Source organism: Micromonospora sp. C97 (assembly GCF_018070385.1).
GTDB classification, from domain to species: Bacteria; Actinomycetota; Actinomycetes; order Mycobacteriales; family Micromonosporaceae; genus Micromonospora; species Micromonospora parva.
The window spans coordinates 99,970-117,419 of record NZ_JAGPXU010000011.1; the positions used below are offsets into that span (position 1 = coordinate 99,970).

Consider the following 17,450-nt stretch of genomic DNA (forward strand, 5'->3'; position numbering starts at 1 on the left):
CTGGGTGTCGGTGTGCAGGTCGCCTCTCGGCGAGTGGCACGACGCGGCTCCAGCCGAACGGTATTCCGCGAAGGCGATATTAGGTGAGGCCCGGGGACACTGAGTCACACCGACACTGTCCTCAACCAGCCGCACCCCCACCTTGTTCCCCGCGCAGGCCGCCATCGGTCTCCGCGCCGCCGGGGTTGGCGCACGGACGCGCCGGCTTCCCGGGTGGGCCGCCGTCGTTTCCGCGCGGGCGCCGTGGGGTTGGCGCCCGGACCGCCGTGGGTTGGCGCGCAGACCACCGTCGGTTGCCTGCACGAACCACCGTCGGTTGCCGCGCGGACTGCCGTCGGTTGGCGCGCGGACCGCCGCGGGTTGCCTCGCGGGCGGTCATGGTTGCCGCGCGGGTGGTCGTCGTTCCCGCGCGGGTCGTCCCGGGTTGGCGCGCGGTCCGCCGTCGGTTGCCGCACGGACCGCGGTCGGTTGCCGCACGAACCACCGTCGTTCCCGCACGGGCCGCCGTGGCGTCGCCGCACGTCGCGGCACGACACTGCCCCGCCCGCGACGGGTCGGCCAGCGCGGTGCCCGACCCACCCCACGACGGAGCCACCTCACCGCGACGCCCCACCGCGACGCTCAACCAGGACCCGGAATCGCGAGATCTTGGACAGTTTCCGTTACGTGAGAACGGAAACTGTCCAAGATCTCGCCAACGAATGACGCGACGACGCCGGCGCGCACCACCACGTGACACATACGCCGCTGGCCGGCACCCCGGGTTGCGGGTGCCGGCCAGCGGTCAGAGTCGTGCGGTGGTGCGGTGGTGCGGTGGTGTTGCTGTTCGGTCGTGCGGTGGTGCGGGTCAGCTGTTCCAGTGCTGGGCGACGAGGTCGGTGGCCTGCTGCTCCCACTGGGCGTAGGCGTCCGGGTACGCCGAGACCTGCACGGTCTGCGCGGCGTCGGTCAGGGGCATGTCCTGCCACCCGTCAACTTGCTTCAGGCCCTTGAGGAACGCGGTCGTGGAGTACTCGGGGTCGGTGATCTGCTCCGGGGTACCCCAACCCGAGCTCGGGCGCTGCTGGAACAGGCCCAGCGAGTCGTGATCGTTCCTGTCGCCGAGGTGGCCCAGGTTCTCCAGCTTGGACTCCTGCAGGCTCGTCGCGATCGAGATGACCGCGGCGCGCTCGGGCAGGCCGGCCTTCTTCGTGGCGGCGATGATCGCCTTGACGTTGCCCGTCTGCTCGTCGTTGAGGGTGATGTGCGACTGGTCGCCCTGCGGCTTCGGCGCCGACTGCACGGCCACCGCAGTGGCGGCGGGCTTGGCGTCCACTACCGGGTTGGCGTGGGCGGCGATCGGGCCGGCGAAGACACCACCGGCGAACGCGAGACCAGCAACGGACAGCATGCTCTTACGGAAGATCGTGTTCATGGGGGTAGCTCCTTCGGGGGTAGGAACACCCACACGTCGGGGGGACGCACGGGTGTGAGCACCTCGTCCGGCGCTGCACATAACAAGGGGAAAGTTTGGGGGGTGACGCCTTTAGGGGCGTCGGTCGGCGACTTCACGGGCGGGGGGCTCGTGGCGCCGGGGTCCAGGTGTAACGACCGGGGGGCCGGGGTCATTCCCCGGTGGCCCAACCTGTCGGCACCCCCATCACGGCGGTGCCTGCGGTCGATCGTGGGGACCATAACGACCGGGTGGCGGCGGGCATTCCACCCTGCCGGACCTCAGATCCCGCACCCGTGAAGACCGGGCGGCGGGAGGTGCTGCTGCGATCGTCAGGGTGTGTAACGACCCCGGCCCGGCCACGATTCCCGCCCGCGGGTGCCCCCGACCACCACCACAAACACCTCACAACCCGACACACCGCCCACACGACAACGGCCCCCGCGGCGCCGAACCGGCCCGCACGCCCGTGATCCACTCGGGTTCACGGAAACCGGGGCATCCGGGACGCCGGGACACCCCGACTTCATGAAACCCGAGTCGATCATGCATCGCCTGACGACCTCGACTGGCGCATAACCGGACAAACATCGCGGCTAACAAGGTCGGGTGGGTTCGTCTGCGATAGCGCGATGGGATCAGCCTGAGCGACACCGGCCCGGGTGGGCGTTACCCTGACACCATGCAGGCCGTCTCCCCCACCGCGACCGGCGTGGCGTTTCTGGCCCGCCCGGGTCGTCCCGCTGTGGTGGCGCGGACGCTCGCCGAGCTGGCCGGTCCCACTCGGGGTGTGGTGGAGCTGCCGGTGCGGCTGATGTGGAACGCCGAGCGCACCTTCGACCTCGGCGACCCCGACCAGTTGCTCTGGATGTACGAGAACGTGCTTCGCGAGACCACCCGGGCCGAGGATCTGCGCTCCCTGATCAACGGGCGGACGTTGCGCCGGGTGTGGCGACTGCTCAACCTGCCTCGGGGCGTACGCCAGGCGTGGGAGAGCCGGCACCGCGGCCTGCGTACGGCGTGACCGAACCGCATCTGCACGAGTTCTACCGGGAGGTGGCCCGGGTGGCGCTGTCCGCCGCCGGGCCGTACCGGTTCGTGCTGGGTGGTGGGGTGGCGTGGGCGGCGCACGGTCTGGTCGCCCGACCGACGGAGGACGTCGACCTCTTCGCGGACGTGGAGGGTGCCGCGGCGGCGGCGTCCGCCGGGGTGCGCGTGGCTCTGGAGCGGGCCGGGTTCCTCGTCACTGACGCCGACCCGGACAGTGAGCTGGCCGAGCTGTTCGACGGGTACGAGCAGGACATGAAGGACTTCGTGGTGAGCCGCGACGGACGGCAGATCCGGCTCAGCCTGGCCCGGTTGGACCGCCAGCAGAGCCCGGTGGTGATGGACCTCGGCCCGGTGATGGACGTCCGTGACCTGGTGGCGAACAAGATCGCGGCGTTGGTGAACCGGCGGGAGGTTCGCGACTTCATCGATGTTGCCGCGGCTCTCGACCACTATGACGTGACCGAGCTGTTGGTGCTGGCCCGTCAGGTCGATCCCGCGCTGGACCCGGACGACGTCCGCGCCGCCGGCCGCTACCTGGACCGGCTCTCCGACCAGCGCTTCGGCCGGTACGGCCTGGGCGCCGCCGAGGTCGCCGAGATCCGACAACGCTTCGCCAGCTGGCCGCGTTAACCCCACGCCCGACCGCACCGCACCACCGGTGCGCACCACCCGACCACGCCCGATGAGCCGATTCGCGGGAGCGTGCGGGGCACTGAGCCAGCACGGCCGGTGCCCCGGCACACCACAGCGCCGGGTGGGCGCCCGCATGACGCCCACCCGGGTGGGTCATCACTTGGTCGGTCGACCGCCGGTGACGCCCAGGATCTCGCCGGTGACGTAGCTCGACTCCTGCGAGGCGAAGAAGACGTACGCGGGTGCCAGCTCGGCCGGCTGCCCGGGGCGTCCCTCGGGGGTGTCGGTGCCGAACTGTTCCACCTTCTCCTTCGGCATGGTGGCCGGGATCAGCGGCGTCCACACCGGACCGGGAGCGACAGCGTTGACCCGGATGCCCTGCTCGGCCAGGTCGGCGGCGAGGGCCTTGGTGAAGTTGGCGATCCCCGCCTTCGTGGTGGCGTAGTCCAGCAACTGCGGCGACGGGTCGAACGCCTGGATCGACGACGTGTTGATGATCGCCGCCCCTTCGGCCAGGTGCGGGATGGCGGCCTTGCAGAGCCAGAACATCGCGTACAGGTTGGTCTTGAACACCCGGTCGAACTGCTCGGTGCTGATCCCGAGGATGCCCTTGTCCTGCGACATCTGGTACGCCGCGTTGTTGACCAGGATGTCGAGGCCACCCAGGTCCCGCACCGCCCGGTCGACCAGTTCCTGGCAGTGCGCCTCGTCGGTGATGTCGCCACGTACCGCGATGCCTCGGCGCCCGGCGGCCTCGATCAGCCGGACGGTCTCCCGGGCGTCGGCGTCCTCCTCCTCGCCAAGGTAGGAGATGAGGACGTCCGCGCCCTCCCGGGCGAAGGAGATCGCGACCGCCCGGCCGATCCCGGAGTCACCGCCGGTGATCAGTGCCCGCTTGCCGTCGAGTTTGCCGCTGCCCCGGTACGACTCCTCCCCGTGGTCCGGCTTCGGGGTCATCTCCGCGGTCGCGCCCGGCGCCGACTGCTGCTGTGCGGGTTGGCCGGACTGCTGGCCGTACTGGCTGGTCGGGTCCTGTTGGGTGTGCTGGTCCTCGCTCACCGATGTCTCCTCGCGTCGCGTGGGAGGCGGGGGCTCTCCCGCGAAATCTCGTCCCCGAGCGCCCTACCCCGGGTCGGCCTGCGGAAACCGTTGCAGCTGCCGGGGCTGGCGTGGCGGGAGTGTCAGCTGCTGGTTATGGTGCGCAAGGCGCTCACGAGGCGCGTCCACCCCCATGGAAAGGCACGTCATGACCTCTGGATCCGGCCCGTCGCGCCGCCAGGTGCTCGTCGCCGCAGCGGCGGCGGCGACCACCCCGCTGATCGCCGCCGCGCCCGCGCAGGCGGCCGGCCCGGCCCGGCCGCGCACCTGGGACCTCACCCTCCTGGGCACGTCGGACACGCACGGCAACGTCTACAACTGGGATTACTACCGCGATGCCGAGTACGACGACAGCAAGCAGAACGACATCGGTGTTGCGAAGCTGGCGACCCTGATCAACCAGATCCGTCGGGAGCGGCGCGGCAAGGCGACGCTCGTGCTCGACGCCGGCGACACGATTCAGGGCACGCCCCTCGCGACGTACTACGCCAAGCAGGAGCCGATCACCGCCACCGGGGAGAAGCACCCGATGGCCCGGGCGATGAACGTCATCGACTACGACGCGGTGACCCTGGGCAACCACGAGTTCAACTACGGTCTGCCGCTGCTGGACCTGTGGATCCGCCAGCTCGGCTTCCCCGCGCTCGCCGCGAACGCCGTCAACGCGAAGACCGGCAAGCCGGCCTTCCTGCCGTACGTCATCAAGAAGGTCTCCCTCGGTTTCGCCGCGCCGACCCTGCGCGTCGGCATCCTGGGGCTGACCAACCCCGGCGTGGCCATCTGGGACAAGGGCAACGTCGAGGGCAAGCTGCGCTTCGACGACATGATCGCGACCGCCGCGAAGTGGGTGCCGATCATGCGGGCCCGCGGCGCGGACCTGGTGCTGATCTCCGCGCACGGCGGTGACAGCGGCACCTCCAGCTACGGCCCGGAGCTGCCGAACGAGAACCCGGTGGCGCTGATCGCCCAGCAGGTGCCGGGAATCGACGCGATCCTCTTCGGCCACGCGCACAACGAGGTGGTCGAGCGGTTCGTCACCAACGAGCGGACCGGCGCGCAGGTGCTGCTCTCCGAGCCGTCGAAGTGGGGCCAGCGGCTCACCCGCATGGACTTCACCCTGGCCCGCGAGCGTGGTCGGTGGACGATCACCAAGAAGGCCGCCACCATGCTGAACACCAACACGGTGGTCGAGGACCCGAAGGTGCTCGCGGCCGTGCGGGCCCAACACCAGAAGACCATCGCGTACGTCAACCAGGTGGTCGCGCAGTCGACGGTGGAGCTGTCGGCGGCCGAGTCGCGGTACAAGGACACGCCCATCCTGGACTTCATCAACCACGTGCAGACCGAGGTGGTCGGCGCGGCGCTGGCCGGCACCGCGTACGCGGACCTGCCGGTGCTGTCGATCGCGGCGCCGTTCAGCCGCACGGCCGTCTTCCCCGCCGGCGACGTCAAGATTCGCGACGTGGCCGGCCTGTACGTGTACGACAACACCCTCGAGGCGGTGGTGCTCAGCGGGGCCGAGGTGCGCGCGTACCTGGAGTACTCGGCGAAGTACTTCCGCACCCTGGCGCCGGGCGCGCCGGTCGACCCGGAGCAGATCAGTGACCCGGCCGTGCCGGACTACAACTACGACGTCTTCTCCGGCGTCGACTACGACATCGACATCTCCAAGCCGGTCGGGCAGCGCATCACCCGCCTGGTGCTGGCCGGCACCGACACGCCGGTGGCCGACAACGCCCAGTTCGTGGTGGCGGTGAACAACTACCGGCGCAGCGGCGGCGGCAACTTCCCCGGCATCGTGAAGACCCAGGTCTACAACGCGCAGCAGGAGATCCGCCAGCTGCTCATCGACTGGGCGCAGGCCAAGGGGACGATCGACCCGGCCGACTTCTTCCAGCCCAACTGGCGGCTGGTACGCGAGGGCGTGCCGGTCTTCTGACCTCAGCGCAGCATCGACGGGCCGTGGGTGGCGACACCCGCGGCCCGTTGTGCGTTGTCAGCCGGCGTGGCGCAGGTCCCAGTGGACCGGGTCGTCCCACACGTCGGGCCGATCGCTTCGTGACTCGGTTTCGGTCAGCTCGACCCGCTGATCGGGGCGGGCGGCGAGCGGCAACTGCCCGAACCGTACGTGGCGCAGGAACGCGTACTCGTCGTCGGTGAACGGCTGCTCGGTCATCGGCACCTCCTGACTCCCCTGCGATTGTCCGACGCCCAGCCCGTTGGACACCAGTGGCGGGGCGCACGTCGCATAGGGCATCCTAGGATCCTGGGTGAATAGCGGGTGCCCGGCGGGGGGCGGGTAACCGATCCAGCACCGCGAGGGCTGCCCGGATGGGGCGGCGGCGCAGCATCTCGTCGAAGCTCGCCCGACCCTGGCAGAACTGCACGAACATCCGCCAGCCCGGCGGGGTCGCCAACAGGGCGTGGAACACATCCGGGCGGCGGGTGAACACGTCGAGCAGCCGGAACCCCGCCCGCATCTCCGGCAGCAGACGCTCGGCCACCGCCCGCTCGTACCCCGCCAGATCACCGCCCGCGACCGCCGCCCCGGCCAACGCACCGGACCGCAACGCGAAGCTGATGCCCTCCCGGCTCCACGGCTCCAACAGCCCCGCCGCGTCCCCCACGACCAGCACCCGGCCGTTGCGCAACGGTGAATCCTCCGCACGGCACCGGGTCAGGTGACCGGAGTCGTGCTCCGCCGGCAACCCGGTCAGACCCAACCGGTCGACGAACCGCCGCAGGTAGTCACGGGTCCCCTCCCCCGCGCCGCGACCGGCGATCACACCGACGGTCAGCCGGTCACCCTTGGGAAAGACCCAGGCGTACGAGCCCGGCATGGCACCCCAGTCCAGCAGCAGCCGACCCCGCCACCGCTCCTGCTCGACGGGCGGCACTGGAAGCTCCACCTCCAGACCCAGATCCACCTGCTGGTACCGAACCCCGACATGCCGGCCGGTCACCCCCGACGAGCCGTCCGCCCCGATCACGGCACGAGCCGCGATCGTCGTACCGTCGGCCAGCCGCAGGCGTACCCCATCAGGGTCCTGCTCGATAGCGCGGACCGCGACCCGCTCCCGCATCTCGGCCCCGGCGGCGACCGCCGCGGCCCGCAGCCGGTCGTCGAACTCCTCGCGGCGCACCATCGTCACCACCGGACTGTCGTTGCGGCGAGTGAACTCCCGTCCGCCGTCGCGGGTGAACGTCACCCGGTCCACCCGGTCGTGCGCGGGCACCTCGATCCGACCCTCGACGGCCGCCAGCGAGGTGCCGATCAGACCACCACCGCAGGTCTTGTACCGCGGGTGCGCGGCCCGCTCGACAACAAGTGTGGAAACGCCCGCACGGGCGGCGGCGTGCGCCGCGGACAGCCCGGCGGGGCCAGCGCCGACAACGACGAGGTCCCAAACGATCACGGAAGCAGCCTAGGGCACCACCGACGCGCGACCGGCCGACCCGCCCGCCGTCGCGACCGCCCGATCGGGTGCGCATCTTCGGTCACCGAGGGGGTAACCGGCGCACGGCAACCGCCACCGCAGTGGCGGCCGAGCGAAGGAGGAACCATGCAGCAGGTGCCACTGTCGGAGGCCGAGCAACGGGTGTACCAGGCGGTCACCACCCTTGAGGCACGCGGGCAGGTGCCCTACCCGGACCTGATCGCCGAGGAATCCGGACTCACCGAGGAACAGGTGAGCAGCCCCCTGCACCTGCTCACCGAGAAGGGCCTGCTGCACCGCGAGGACTCACCGATGGCCGGCCTCGACTTCGGCCCCCGGTTCTGCGCCCGCCAGATGGCGTGACCCACGGAACCAGCCGGCACGGTTCGCCCCCCGCCGACCCGGGTAGCGGTCAACCATGCGTGACCAAGGGCCGACGGGGGGCACGATGAACGCGGCGCAGCCGCCGCAGCCGGTCACCCCGGCCGAGAACCGACGACGCTGGCAGGCCGTCGGCGTCGGACTCGTCGCCGCGTTCATGACCCTGCTCGACGTGAGCATCGTCAACGTCGCGGTGCCGTCCATCGACCGGGCGTTGCACGCCTCACCGAGCGACCTGCAGTGGGTTCTCTCCGGGTACGCGCTCACCTTCGGCCTGGCGCTGGTGCCCGCCGGCCGCTTCGGCGACGCCCGCGGGCGGCGCAACGCGTTCGTCTTCGGCATCGCGCTGTTCACCATCACCAGCGCGCTCGCCGGCCTCGCCACCTCCCCCACCTGGCTGGTCATCACCCGACTGCTGCAGGGCGCCGCGGCCGGCGTCGTCAACCCGCAGGTCATCGGGCTGATCCAGCAGCTGTTCCGGGGGCCCGAACGCGCCCGCCCGTTCGGGCTGCTCGGCGCCACCATCGGCATCTCCACCGCCGTCGGGCCGCTACTCGGCGGGTTGCTCATCGCCGTCGGCGGCGAGGAGCACGGCTGGCGCTGGGTCTTCTTCGTCAACGTGCCCGTCGGTGTTCTCGCGGTGATCCTCGGCTGGCGGTTGCTGCCCGGTCGGCCCACCGGTCAACCCGGCTGGCGTCGACTCGACCCCGTCGGCGTCCTGCTGCTCGGCATCGGCGTGGTGCTGGTCCTGCTGCCACTGGTGCAGGAACAGCAGTGGCGCACCCCCTGGAAGTGGGCGCTCATCCCGGCCGGCCTGGCGGTGCTGGTCGCCTTCGGGCTCTGGGAACGACGGTACGCGCGCCGCAACCAACCCCTGTTCGACCTTCGACTGTTCAACCTCCAGTCGTACACCCTGGGCTCGATCCTGGCGCTCGTCTACTTCGGCGGGTTCACCGCGATCTTCTTCATCTTCACCCTGTTCCTGCAGATGGGTCTCGGCTACAGCGCCCTCGTCGCCGGCCTGGCCATCACCCCCTTCGCCCTGGGTTCGGCCGCCGCCGCCGTACTCGGTGGCCGCATCGTCAACCGCTTCGGCCGACCACTGGTCGCCATCGGCCTGCTCACCGTGGTGGTCGGGCTGGCCGCGACGGTCATCGCGCTGCACCTCGCACCGCACGCCCCGGCACCGTGGGTCACCGCCGGCCCGCTGCTCGTCGCCGGCATCGGCAGCGGACTCGTGATCGCCCCCAACCAGACGATCACCCTCTCCGAAGTGCCGGTAGATCAGGCGGGCAGCGGCGCGGGCATGCTCCAGACCGGTCAGCGGATCGGCGCGGCGGCCGGCATCGCCGCCGTCGGCTCACTGTTCTTCTCGTCGTTGGCCGACAGCCGCGGCGACTGGACCACCGCCTTCGAACAGTCCCTCATGCTGGCTACCGGCATCATCGTGCTCGCGCTGATCGCCGCGCTGATCGACATCTGGCGCAACCACAACCACAAGAACTGACCGGGGTACGCCGCTGGCCGGCACCCCGGGTTGCGGGTGCCGGCCAGCGGTCGGTGTTCTCACGGTCCTACCGTGCGGTGGCGCGGTGGTGCGGGTCAGCTGTTCCAGTGCTGGGCGACGAGGTCGGTGGCCTGCTGCTCCCACTGGGCGTAGGCGTCCGGGTACGCCGAGACCTGCACGGTCTGCGCGGCCACGGTCAGTGGCATGTCCTGCCACCCGTCGACCTGCTTGAGGCCCTTGAGGAACGCGGTCGTGGAGTACTCGGGGTCGGTGATCTGCTCCGGGGTACCCCAACCACTGGACGGGCGCTGCTGGAACAGGCCCAGCGAGTCATGGTCGTTCTTGTCGCCGAGGTGGCCCAGGTTTTCCAGCTTGGACTCCTGCAGGCTCGTCGCGATCGAGATCACCGCGGCGCGCTCGGGCAGGCCGGCCTTCTTCGTCGCGGCGATGATCGCCTTGACGTTGGCCGTCTGCTCGTCGTTGAGGGTGATGTGCGACTGGTCGCCCTGCGGCTTCGGCGCCTGCACCGCCACCGCGGCGGGCTTGGCGTCCACGGCCGGGTTGGCGTGGGCGGCGATCGGGCCGGCGAAGACACCACCGGCGAACGCGAGACCAGCAACGGACAGCATGCTCTTACGGAAGATCGTGTTCATGGGGGTAGCTCCTTCGGGGGTAGGAACACCCATACGTCGGGGGACGCACGGGTGTGAGCACCTCGTCCGGCGCTGCACAAACAAACCGGGAAAAGTCTGAGGGGTCGGCGGCCTGCGAGCGGGGGGCTCGTGGCGCCGGGGTCCAGGTGTAACGACCGGGGCCGGGGTCATTCCGGGGGTGGCCCAACCTGTCGGCACCCACGGGGAGGCGATGCCTGCGGTCGATCGTGGGGATCACAACGACCGGGCGGCCGGGGTCATTCCCCGGTGGCCCAACCTGTCGGCACCCCCATCACAGCGGTGCCTGCGGTCGATCGTGGGGACCATAACGACCGGGGGGCCGGGGTCATTCCGGTGGCCCAACCTGTCGGCACCCCCATCACGGCGGTGCCTGCGGTCGATCGTGGGGACCATAACGACCGGGTGGCGGCGGGCATTCCACCCTGCCGGACCTCAGATCCCGCGCCCGCGAAGACCGGGCGGCGGGAGGTGCTGCTGCGATCGTCAGGGTGTGTAACGACCCCGGCCCGGCCACGATTCCCGCCTGCGCGTGCGCCCGGCCACCACCCACAACACCTCACAACCCGACACACCGCCCACACGAACGCGGACCGACGGCGCCGAAGCGGCCCGCACGCCCGTGATCCACTCGGGTTCCCGGAAACCGGGGCATCCGGGACGCCGGGACACCCCGACTTCATGAAACCCGAGCCGATCATGCATCGGACGACGGCATCAACGTCGGCGGCGGTGACCATCGGGAACGACCCGCCGGCGAGCCGGGCGGCACGGTCGGCCTGGTGCAAAGCGGACACGCCGACCCTTGGGGCAGAACGCCATCATCAGCGCCTCCCCGGCGGACCGCCTCCCGTCTCGCCGGGAGCCGTAGCCGTACCTGGCGGCGCAGAGTTCACGACCCGCACCAGACCAGGCCGAGATCACGACCCGCACCAGACCAGGCCGAGATCACGACCCGCACCAGACCCGGCCGAGATCACGACCCGCACTAGACCCGGCCGAGGTCACGACCCGCACCAGACCAGGCCGAGGTCGGGAGTCCGCCGGACAACGCGGAGGTCGGGAGCCGTACCAGGTGGCGGGTCTTTCTGGACGGGCTGGCGCCCGTCGGAGTGTTCCGACGGGCGCCAGCTTCCGTGCGATCCGGGCGCAGCCCGGTGGGGTTGATCAGTGCGCCGCACCACCGAAGCGCTGGCGGCGACGCCAGGCCAGGGTCAGCAGGAGCATGACCGCTCCGGCGCCGACCAGGCCGCCGCCGAGCTTCATGGGTGTGCCGAGGCTGTCACCCGTGACGGGCAGCGGCTGCTTCTTGTGCAACACCCGCAGCTCGGTGCTGGCGGTCCGGCCGGACTCCCGACCGGTGGCGGTGAAGGTCAGCAGACCTGTCACCGACGGCTTGTAGCTCTTGGTGAAGCGACCCTGGGCGTTGGTGAACGCCGTGAAGTTCAGGGGCGCGCTCGCCTGGTACGCCACCGGGGTCATGGCCACGGTGCTGCCGTCGCTCCGGCGAGCCGGAGCCTGACCGCCGGCCGGTGCGGCCAGCGGGGTCACCGTCACGGAGATGTCGACCGTCTCGTTCGGGCCGAAGCCGGTGCCGGTCAACAACACCGTCTCGCCGAGGAAGATCGTCGGCCGGTTGACGGTCAGCGAAGCGGCTGCCGGCGGGTACGGCGGCGGCTGGGGCGGGTCAGTGGTCGCGCTGGGCGTCGGCTGCGGCTGTGCCGCCCCCGCTGCCGTCGGCACGGCCACCACGGCCAGGCCGACCGTGAGCGCCATGATGATGCGGGATAGCCGCATGATTGGTTCCCTCCTACTGGTCACAGCTTGGTGCGGAATGAACTTGGGTGGTCCAGGGGCTGGCGGTGGGGGTCAGCCACAGCTCGGCCTGCCCGACGCCGGTCTTGGCGGTAAGCACGGTGACCTCCAGCGCCCGTTCGGCACCGGGGCCGACGTCCACGCTGGCCGTCGCCACCTGGCGGCGGCGTTCGGTGCCGCTGCCAAGTGCCGTCTCGACCCCGTCGAGCCGGGCCTCGAGCACCGCTCCACCGGCCGGGCTGAAGATCGACACCAACGTGCGTGCGGTGTACGGATCGCCTGCCAGGCCGAGGCCGAGGACCGACTCGGTGAGTCCGGACTTCGGCGCCGTCGAGCGGAGGGTCACCCGCAGCCGGAGCTCGCGGCGGCCGTCGGGCCGGCATTCGCCGACCGTCAGGTTCGCCGTCGGCCGCAGGTAGTAGCCGAGCTTCGCGCCGCTGCCGTCGTTGAGGAACACGCCGACAGTTGGCACGGTGTCCTGCTCCGGGAGCGTTCCGGCCATCCGGCTGTCGCCGAATGTCCGCTGCTCCTCAGGTCGGGCACTCCAGAACAATATCCGGCGTTCCGTGATAGCACGGTCAAATGCGGACAACAACACCTTCGGGTTGACATTCTTCTTGAAGAAGGCGTCGAAGACCGCTGCCGCCGACGCCGCGAAGAACTCGTCCTGCTGTTTCAGGTCCAGCCGCTGGTAGCTGTCGTTGAGCAGCGTCTGCACGACCTTCTCGCTGGCGAGCGGCACACCACCGGGCACGAGCACCGGGCCGGTCGCCTTGAGCAGATAGGACAGCACCACCGGGTCGACGGCGAGCACGCCGTCGACTGTGGTGCCGGTCTTGCGGCGGAACATCTCGCGGTACAGCGTGGCGGCGGTCGGGAAGTGCGGAGACAGGTTGACGTCGGCGGGGTAGATGCCGGGCAGGTCGGTCCAGAGGGCGCGGGTTTCGGTGGGCACCTTCAACGCCGGGACGAACCGACCGAGCGAGGCGCTGCTGCCCTGCTTGCCCATCTTCACTGCGCCGTTCTCGGCCTCGATCATCGCGTACGCGCCGAACATGCCGCCGGTCGCGCGGAGTTCGGCGAGGTTCTGCGAGACGAGCAGGTAGCGACGAGGGCCGTTCGCGCCGAGCAGCGGCGGCAACAGACGGGCTCCCTGGTCGGCGGCCGTGGTGAGGCTGGCCAGCCGGCCGATCTCGTCACGCAGGTCGGTCAGCGCCTGCCGAATCTGGCTGACCAGCCGGTCGGCGGGCACCGCGGCCAGATCCCGGCGGGTGCGCTGCACCGACTCGTTCACCCGGGTCAGCTCGCCGGAGACGGTGGTGAGCCGGGCCAGGTCCAGCCGGCCGCTGGTCGGCACCAGGCTGGTCAGGTCCGTGCGGAGCAGGGTCGGGAACGCCTGCCGGGCCAGGTCGTCGATGGCGATGGCGATCCGGCGGACGGCGTCGAGGTCGTCGCCGGCGATCGGCGTACGGCGGCCGAGTTGCCAGCTCGGGTCGGTGGTCGCGGCGCGGGCCGCACCGGCCTGCTCCTGGAGCGCGGCAAGGGTCCGCAGCGCCCGGGCACTGTCCCCACCGACCACCTGGGCGCTCAACTCCCGGGCCAGTCCGGCGGCGTTGAGCAGGTGGGCGCGCGCCTGCCAACCGCGGAAGCCGATCCATCCGCCGGTCGCCAGCAGCAGCGAGCCGACTACCAGGACGCCGAGAAGGGCCCGGCGCAGTCGGGCACGCCGACGACGCCGGGACCGGCTCCGTCGCCGGGTCGGTCGATCGCTCACCGTCACACCACACTCCTGTTCACGGAACCGGACAGAAGGTCGATTCCCTGACGTTCTTAGCACGCCTTAGGGAATTTCGTACCCTTATCACGGTTGTTGCCCTTTTAATGAGTCTTCTTCGTACTTACCGGCTGGCTGGGCGCGACCCGGCCGGCCGCCTCGTGCAACAGCCGTTCGATCTGGTCCACGCCGGCGGGCAGCGCCATCTCCCGCAGGTACGCGGCCCGCCCTCGACGACCCATCTCGGTACGGGTCGGCGGCGGAATGGTGGCGGCCAACCAGAACCGGTCGGCCAGCGCCGCCCAGTCCTCCGGCGGGCAGGACAACCCGGCCCGCGCCCGCTCGACCAGCTCGGCGGTGTCCCCGCCGGCCGACGCGATCACCGGCGCGGCACAGGAGAGCGCGGCCTGGAGCTTGCCGGGCACGGTGCCGCGCAGCTCCGGAAGGTCACGCAACATGACCAGTTGGTAGTCGGCGGCGGCGTACAGCTCGGGCATGTCGACCGGCGAGCGCCGCTCCAGGAAGCGCACGTTCTCCGCGCCCAGCTCGGCGGCGAGCCCCCGCACCCGCCGCTCCTGCGCACCCGAACCGACCAGGACCAGATCCATCGTCCGGTCCAGCGCCGCGGCCGCCCGGACCGCGGTTTCCAACCCCTGCCGCGCCCCGATGGTCCCGGCGTGCATCACCACGCACCGACCGTCGCGGCGGACCAGTTGGCGGGCCGCCGCGCCGGGCGTCGCCGGATGGAAGATCCGCTCGTCGGTCCAGTTCAGCACCATCCGGACCCGGTCCGGGTCGGCGCCGGCGGCGACCACCAGGTCCCGCATCGACGGCGCGGCGACCGCGATGCGCGCCGCGGTCCGGTAGACCCGGGTCATCGTGGCGCCCAGCCGCGCCGCCCAGCGCCCCTCGCCCCGCTCGTCGACGCCGTCGCGAGCCCAAACGTCCTGCACGTGCAGCACCGCCGGCACCCGGCCCAGCAACCGGAGCACCCCGGCGGCGGCGAACGTCGTCGCCGGCAGCTGGAAGACGTAGAGCGCGTCGATATCGCCGAGGAACCGGCGGGCGACCAGGCCCGCGCTGCCGGCGAAGGAGAGGTAGCTGGCCATCCGGCCCCCGACCGACGCGGCGCCCCCGGGGTAGCGGGGCACCCGTCGGACACTGAGCCGTTGGCTGTGCGTCTCGTGGTACCACCGCTGCCGCCAGCCCGGATAGACGTGCCCGCCGGGGTAGTCCGGAAAGCCGGTCAGGACCCGTACCTCGTGCCCCCGCGCGGCCAACTCCTCGGCGAGGCTCCCAGGGATGAACGCCGGCTCGGGCGGAAAGTGGTACGACAGGATGCCGATCTTCACCGGTTCACCCCCGTCCGCGGCGGATCGACGTCGGCCGGCGCGGCAGCACAGCCGGTGGGCGTGCGGCCCGCGTACGATGCCGACAACCCCTCCTTGCGCGGCCACCGGCGTCGACGCACCGCCCTCGCGGTGTGCGCGCCCGCGTCCGCACCGATGAGAGGGGCACCGATGCCTGATCGCGTGTTGTTCGTCTGCCACGCCAACCTGTGCCGGTCGCCAATGGCCGAGTACCTGGCCCGTCGGCTGCTGACCGACCGACCCGTCGAGGTGGCCAGCGCCGGCACCGACGCGATCGACGGGTTGGCCATGCACCCGTACGCCATGGAGGTCGCGACCGAGAGCGGCGCGGACCCGGCGGCGTTCCGGACCCGGGTGCTGCGCCCCGAGTACCTGGTCGACGCGACGCTCGTGCTGACCGCGACCCGGCGCCAACGCTCGGTCTGCACCGCGTTGGCGCCGGGAGCGCTGCACCGGACGTTCACGCTGCGCCAGTTCGGACGGCTGGCCGCCGCGGCCGAGCCGCCCGCCGGGTCGGCCGACGACCCGCTGCGGGCGGCGATCGCCGCCGCCGCCCAGGCCCGGGGCCGGCTGCAACCGGCCGCCCCGGACGCGGACGACCTTCGGGACCCGATCGGCGGCACCGCCGCCGACTTCCGACTCTGCGCCGAGGAGATCGAACGGTCGCTGCGACCCCTCGCCGCGCTCATCGGGGCAGCCGGGTGAGTTCCTGGGTGTGGTCGGCGACGCCGTTGACCCCGGTGATGGTCTCGCTGTGCCGGCCGGACGCGGCCCGGTCGGCCGGCACCGAGGCTCCGGTCGCCGAGGCGACCACCCGGTAGGCCTCGTACTGGTAAGCCTCAGCCTTGGCCACCTTGGCCATGTTCAGCACACAGCCGAGCAGCCGGACCGAAACCGAGTGCAGTGACCGGGCCGCCGCGGCGACCTGGGTGCGTGAGGTACGGCCCTGCTGGGTCACCAACAGCGCGCCATCGGCCTGCACGGCCACCACCACGCCGTCGGTCACGGCGAGCAGCGGCGCGGTGTCGATGATCACGATGTCCGCCGACTCGCGCAGCGCCAGCAGCAGGTCCGACATGGCCTTCGAGCCGAGCAGCTCGCTCGGATTCGGCGGGGCGGACCCGCTGGGCAGCACCAACAGCGACTTGTCTCCCCAGCGCTGCACGACGTCGCCCACCTTCACGTCGCCCACCAGCACGTCGGTGAGGCCGACGCCGGCGTCGAGGCCCAGGTAGTCGTCGACCTTCGGTCGGCGCAGATCCGCGTCGACCAGCAGCACCCGCCAGCCCGCCTCGGCCAGCGCGATGGCCAGGTTGCAGGAGAGCGTGGTCTTGCCCTCGCCCTGCAGGGCGCTGGTCACCGCGATGACCCGGGCCGGCTCGTGGACGTCCACGAAACGCAGGTTGGTGCGCAGCTTGCGGACCGCCTCGGCCCGCGCCGAGGTCGCGGCGTCGCCCACGATGAGCGGGGCGCTGCGGGCGTTGGCCTCGAACGGGATCTCACCGAGCAGCGGGCTGCCGGTGGCGCGTTGCAGTCCGGCGGCGTCGCGCAGTCGGACGTCGGCGACGCCGCGCAGGATCGCCAGGCCGATGCCGAGGATCAGGCCGATCAGACCACCGAGGGTGAGGTTGCGCACCGGTTGCGGCGAGACGGGGTTGGCGCTGACCCGCGGGCCACTCACCACCTCGATCTTGATGGGTGCCTTGCCCTCCGGCGTCGTCTCGACCTTCTGGACGAGTTCGACGAACTTGCTGGCGAGGCTCTCCGTCACCCGCAACGCGCGGGTCTGGTCGGTGTCGGTGACCGATGCCCGCAGCAGGACGGTGCCGGTCTCGGTGGAGGTGCTCACCCGGCGCTGCACCTCGTCGGCGGTGAGGCCGACCGGAGTTTCGGCCACCACGCTCTGCGCCAGCCGGTCGCTGCTGAGCAGGTCGGCGTACGACTTGACGCGCTGTTGCAGGAAGAGCCCGCCCTGGTAGGCGTCGGTGACGCCCGAGTTGGGGGTGGTGACGAAGAAGGTCACCGAGGCGACGTACCGGGGTTGGGCCCGTACGGTCACGAACGCCGAGACGCCGAGGGCCACCATGACCGTGACCAGTGCGACCCACCAGTGCCGACGCACGTGGCGCAATTGGCGGAGCAGGTCCATCAGGAGCGCCTCCGTGTCGGTCCGGTTACGCCAAAGAACTTCACGAAAACCCCCAAGGTCGTCTCTAAACTCGTGAAACCATTAAAGCGGCTCATACGGCTTATGTCCGGAGTTATGCATTTTCCGGTGACGT

The 17,450-nt window shown here is 71.0% G+C and carries 15 protein-coding genes; 6 read left to right on the forward strand and 9 right to left on the reverse strand.

The window, feature by feature from the left end:
* Positions 1-847 precede the first annotated feature (847 nt).
* Positions 848-1,414, reverse strand: coding sequence for a hypothetical protein (locus KBX26_RS17100; RefSeq protein WP_210865855.1), 567 nt, complete (start codon positions 1,412-1,414; stop codon positions 848-850).
* Positions 1,415-2,114: 700 nt separating this feature from the next.
* Between KBX26_RS17100 and KBX26_RS17105 the strand changes: the two genes are divergently transcribed.
* Positions 2,115-2,456: a hypothetical protein gene (locus KBX26_RS17105; RefSeq protein WP_030338026.1), complete on the forward strand. Its 342-nt coding sequence runs from the start codon at positions 2,115-2,117 to the stop codon at positions 2,454-2,456.
* On the forward strand, positions 2,453-3,112 hold the full coding sequence (locus tag KBX26_RS17110) for a nucleotidyl transferase AbiEii/AbiGii toxin family protein (protein WP_036412771.1): 660 nt from the start codon (positions 2,453-2,455) through the stop codon (positions 3,110-3,112). The genes KBX26_RS17105 and KBX26_RS17110 overlap by 4 nt, the downstream gene beginning before the upstream one ends.
* 159 nt (positions 3,113-3,271) lie before the next feature.
* Here the strand turns inward: KBX26_RS17110 and KBX26_RS17115 are convergent, their stop codons facing one another.
* On the reverse strand, positions 3,272-4,174 hold the full coding sequence (locus KBX26_RS17115) for an SDR family oxidoreductase (protein ID WP_210865856.1): 903 nt from the start codon (positions 4,172-4,174) through the stop codon (positions 3,272-3,274).
* Positions 4,175-4,361: 187 nt separating this feature from the next.
* Here KBX26_RS17115 and KBX26_RS17120 point away from each other — a divergent pair, with 187 nt between their 5' ends.
* Positions 4,362-6,152, forward strand: a complete 1,791-nt coding sequence (locus KBX26_RS17120) for a bifunctional UDP-sugar hydrolase/5'-nucleotidase (protein WP_210859531.1) — start codon at positions 4,362-4,364, stop codon at positions 6,150-6,152.
* Between the two features lie 57 nt (positions 6,153-6,209).
* Here KBX26_RS17120 and KBX26_RS17125 read toward each other — a convergent pair whose 3' ends face one another.
* Positions 6,210-6,470: a hypothetical protein gene (locus KBX26_RS17125; RefSeq protein ID WP_245233798.1), complete on the reverse strand. Its 261-nt coding sequence runs from the start codon at positions 6,468-6,470 to the stop codon at positions 6,210-6,212.
* Position 6,471: 1 nt separating this feature from the next.
* Positions 6,472-7,629, reverse strand: coding sequence for a geranylgeranyl reductase family protein (locus KBX26_RS17130; RefSeq protein ID WP_210865857.1), 1,158 nt, complete (start codon positions 7,627-7,629; stop codon positions 6,472-6,474).
* A gap of 147 nt (positions 7,630-7,776) precedes the next feature.
* Here KBX26_RS17130 and KBX26_RS17135 point away from each other — a divergent pair, with 147 nt between their 5' ends.
* Entirely contained in the window at positions 7,777-8,013 is a 237-nt protein-coding gene (locus tag KBX26_RS17135; protein ID WP_030338032.1) for a hypothetical protein, read from the forward strand.
* An 85-nt stretch (positions 8,014-8,098) separates the two neighbouring features.
* Positions 8,099-9,538, forward strand: a complete 1,440-nt coding sequence (locus KBX26_RS17140; RefSeq protein ID WP_030338033.1) for an MFS transporter — start codon at positions 8,099-8,101, stop codon at positions 9,536-9,538.
* Positions 9,539-9,633: 95 nt separating this feature from the next.
* On the opposite strand, the gene KBX26_RS17145 is transcribed toward KBX26_RS17140, so the two are convergent.
* The 4 genes from KBX26_RS17145 to KBX26_RS17160 all read right to left on the reverse strand — a co-directional run bounded on the left by KBX26_RS17145 (position 9,634) and on the right by KBX26_RS17160 (position 15,150).
* Positions 9,634-10,191, reverse strand: a complete 558-nt coding sequence (locus KBX26_RS17145) for a hypothetical protein (protein ID WP_210865858.1) — start codon at positions 10,189-10,191, stop codon at positions 9,634-9,636.
* 1,185 nt (positions 10,192-11,376) lie between these two features.
* Positions 11,377-12,006 carry a hypothetical protein gene (locus KBX26_RS17150; RefSeq protein ID WP_030338035.1) on the reverse strand — a complete coding sequence of 210 codons (630 nt, stop codon included), beginning with the start codon at positions 12,004-12,006 and terminating at the stop codon, positions 11,377-11,379.
* 13 nt (positions 12,007-12,019) lie between these two features.
* Complete coding sequence (locus KBX26_RS17155; RefSeq protein WP_307857834.1) at positions 12,020-13,798, reverse strand: DUF4012 domain-containing protein; 1,779 nt, start codon at positions 13,796-13,798, stop codon at positions 12,020-12,022.
* 104 nt (positions 13,799-13,902) lie between these two features.
* Positions 13,903-15,150 (reverse strand): glycosyltransferase family 4 protein, encoded by a 1,248-nt coding sequence (locus KBX26_RS17160; protein WP_051708908.1) that lies wholly within the window; start codon positions 15,148-15,150, stop codon positions 13,903-13,905.
* A 168-nt stretch (positions 15,151-15,318) separates the two neighbouring features.
* On the opposite strand from KBX26_RS17160, the gene KBX26_RS17165 reads away from it, so the two are divergent.
* Positions 15,319-15,873 (forward strand): protein-tyrosine-phosphatase, encoded by a 555-nt coding sequence (locus KBX26_RS17165; protein ID WP_030338038.1) that lies wholly within the window; start codon positions 15,319-15,321, stop codon positions 15,871-15,873.
* On the opposite strand, the gene KBX26_RS17170 is transcribed toward KBX26_RS17165, so the two are convergent.
* Positions 15,854-17,317, reverse strand: coding sequence for a polysaccharide biosynthesis tyrosine autokinase (locus tag KBX26_RS17170; RefSeq protein WP_030338039.1), 1,464 nt, complete (start codon positions 17,315-17,317; stop codon positions 15,854-15,856). The two genes, KBX26_RS17165 and KBX26_RS17170, sit on opposite strands and share 20 nt — an antisense overlap.
* Between the last annotated feature and the right edge of the window lie 133 nt (positions 17,318-17,450).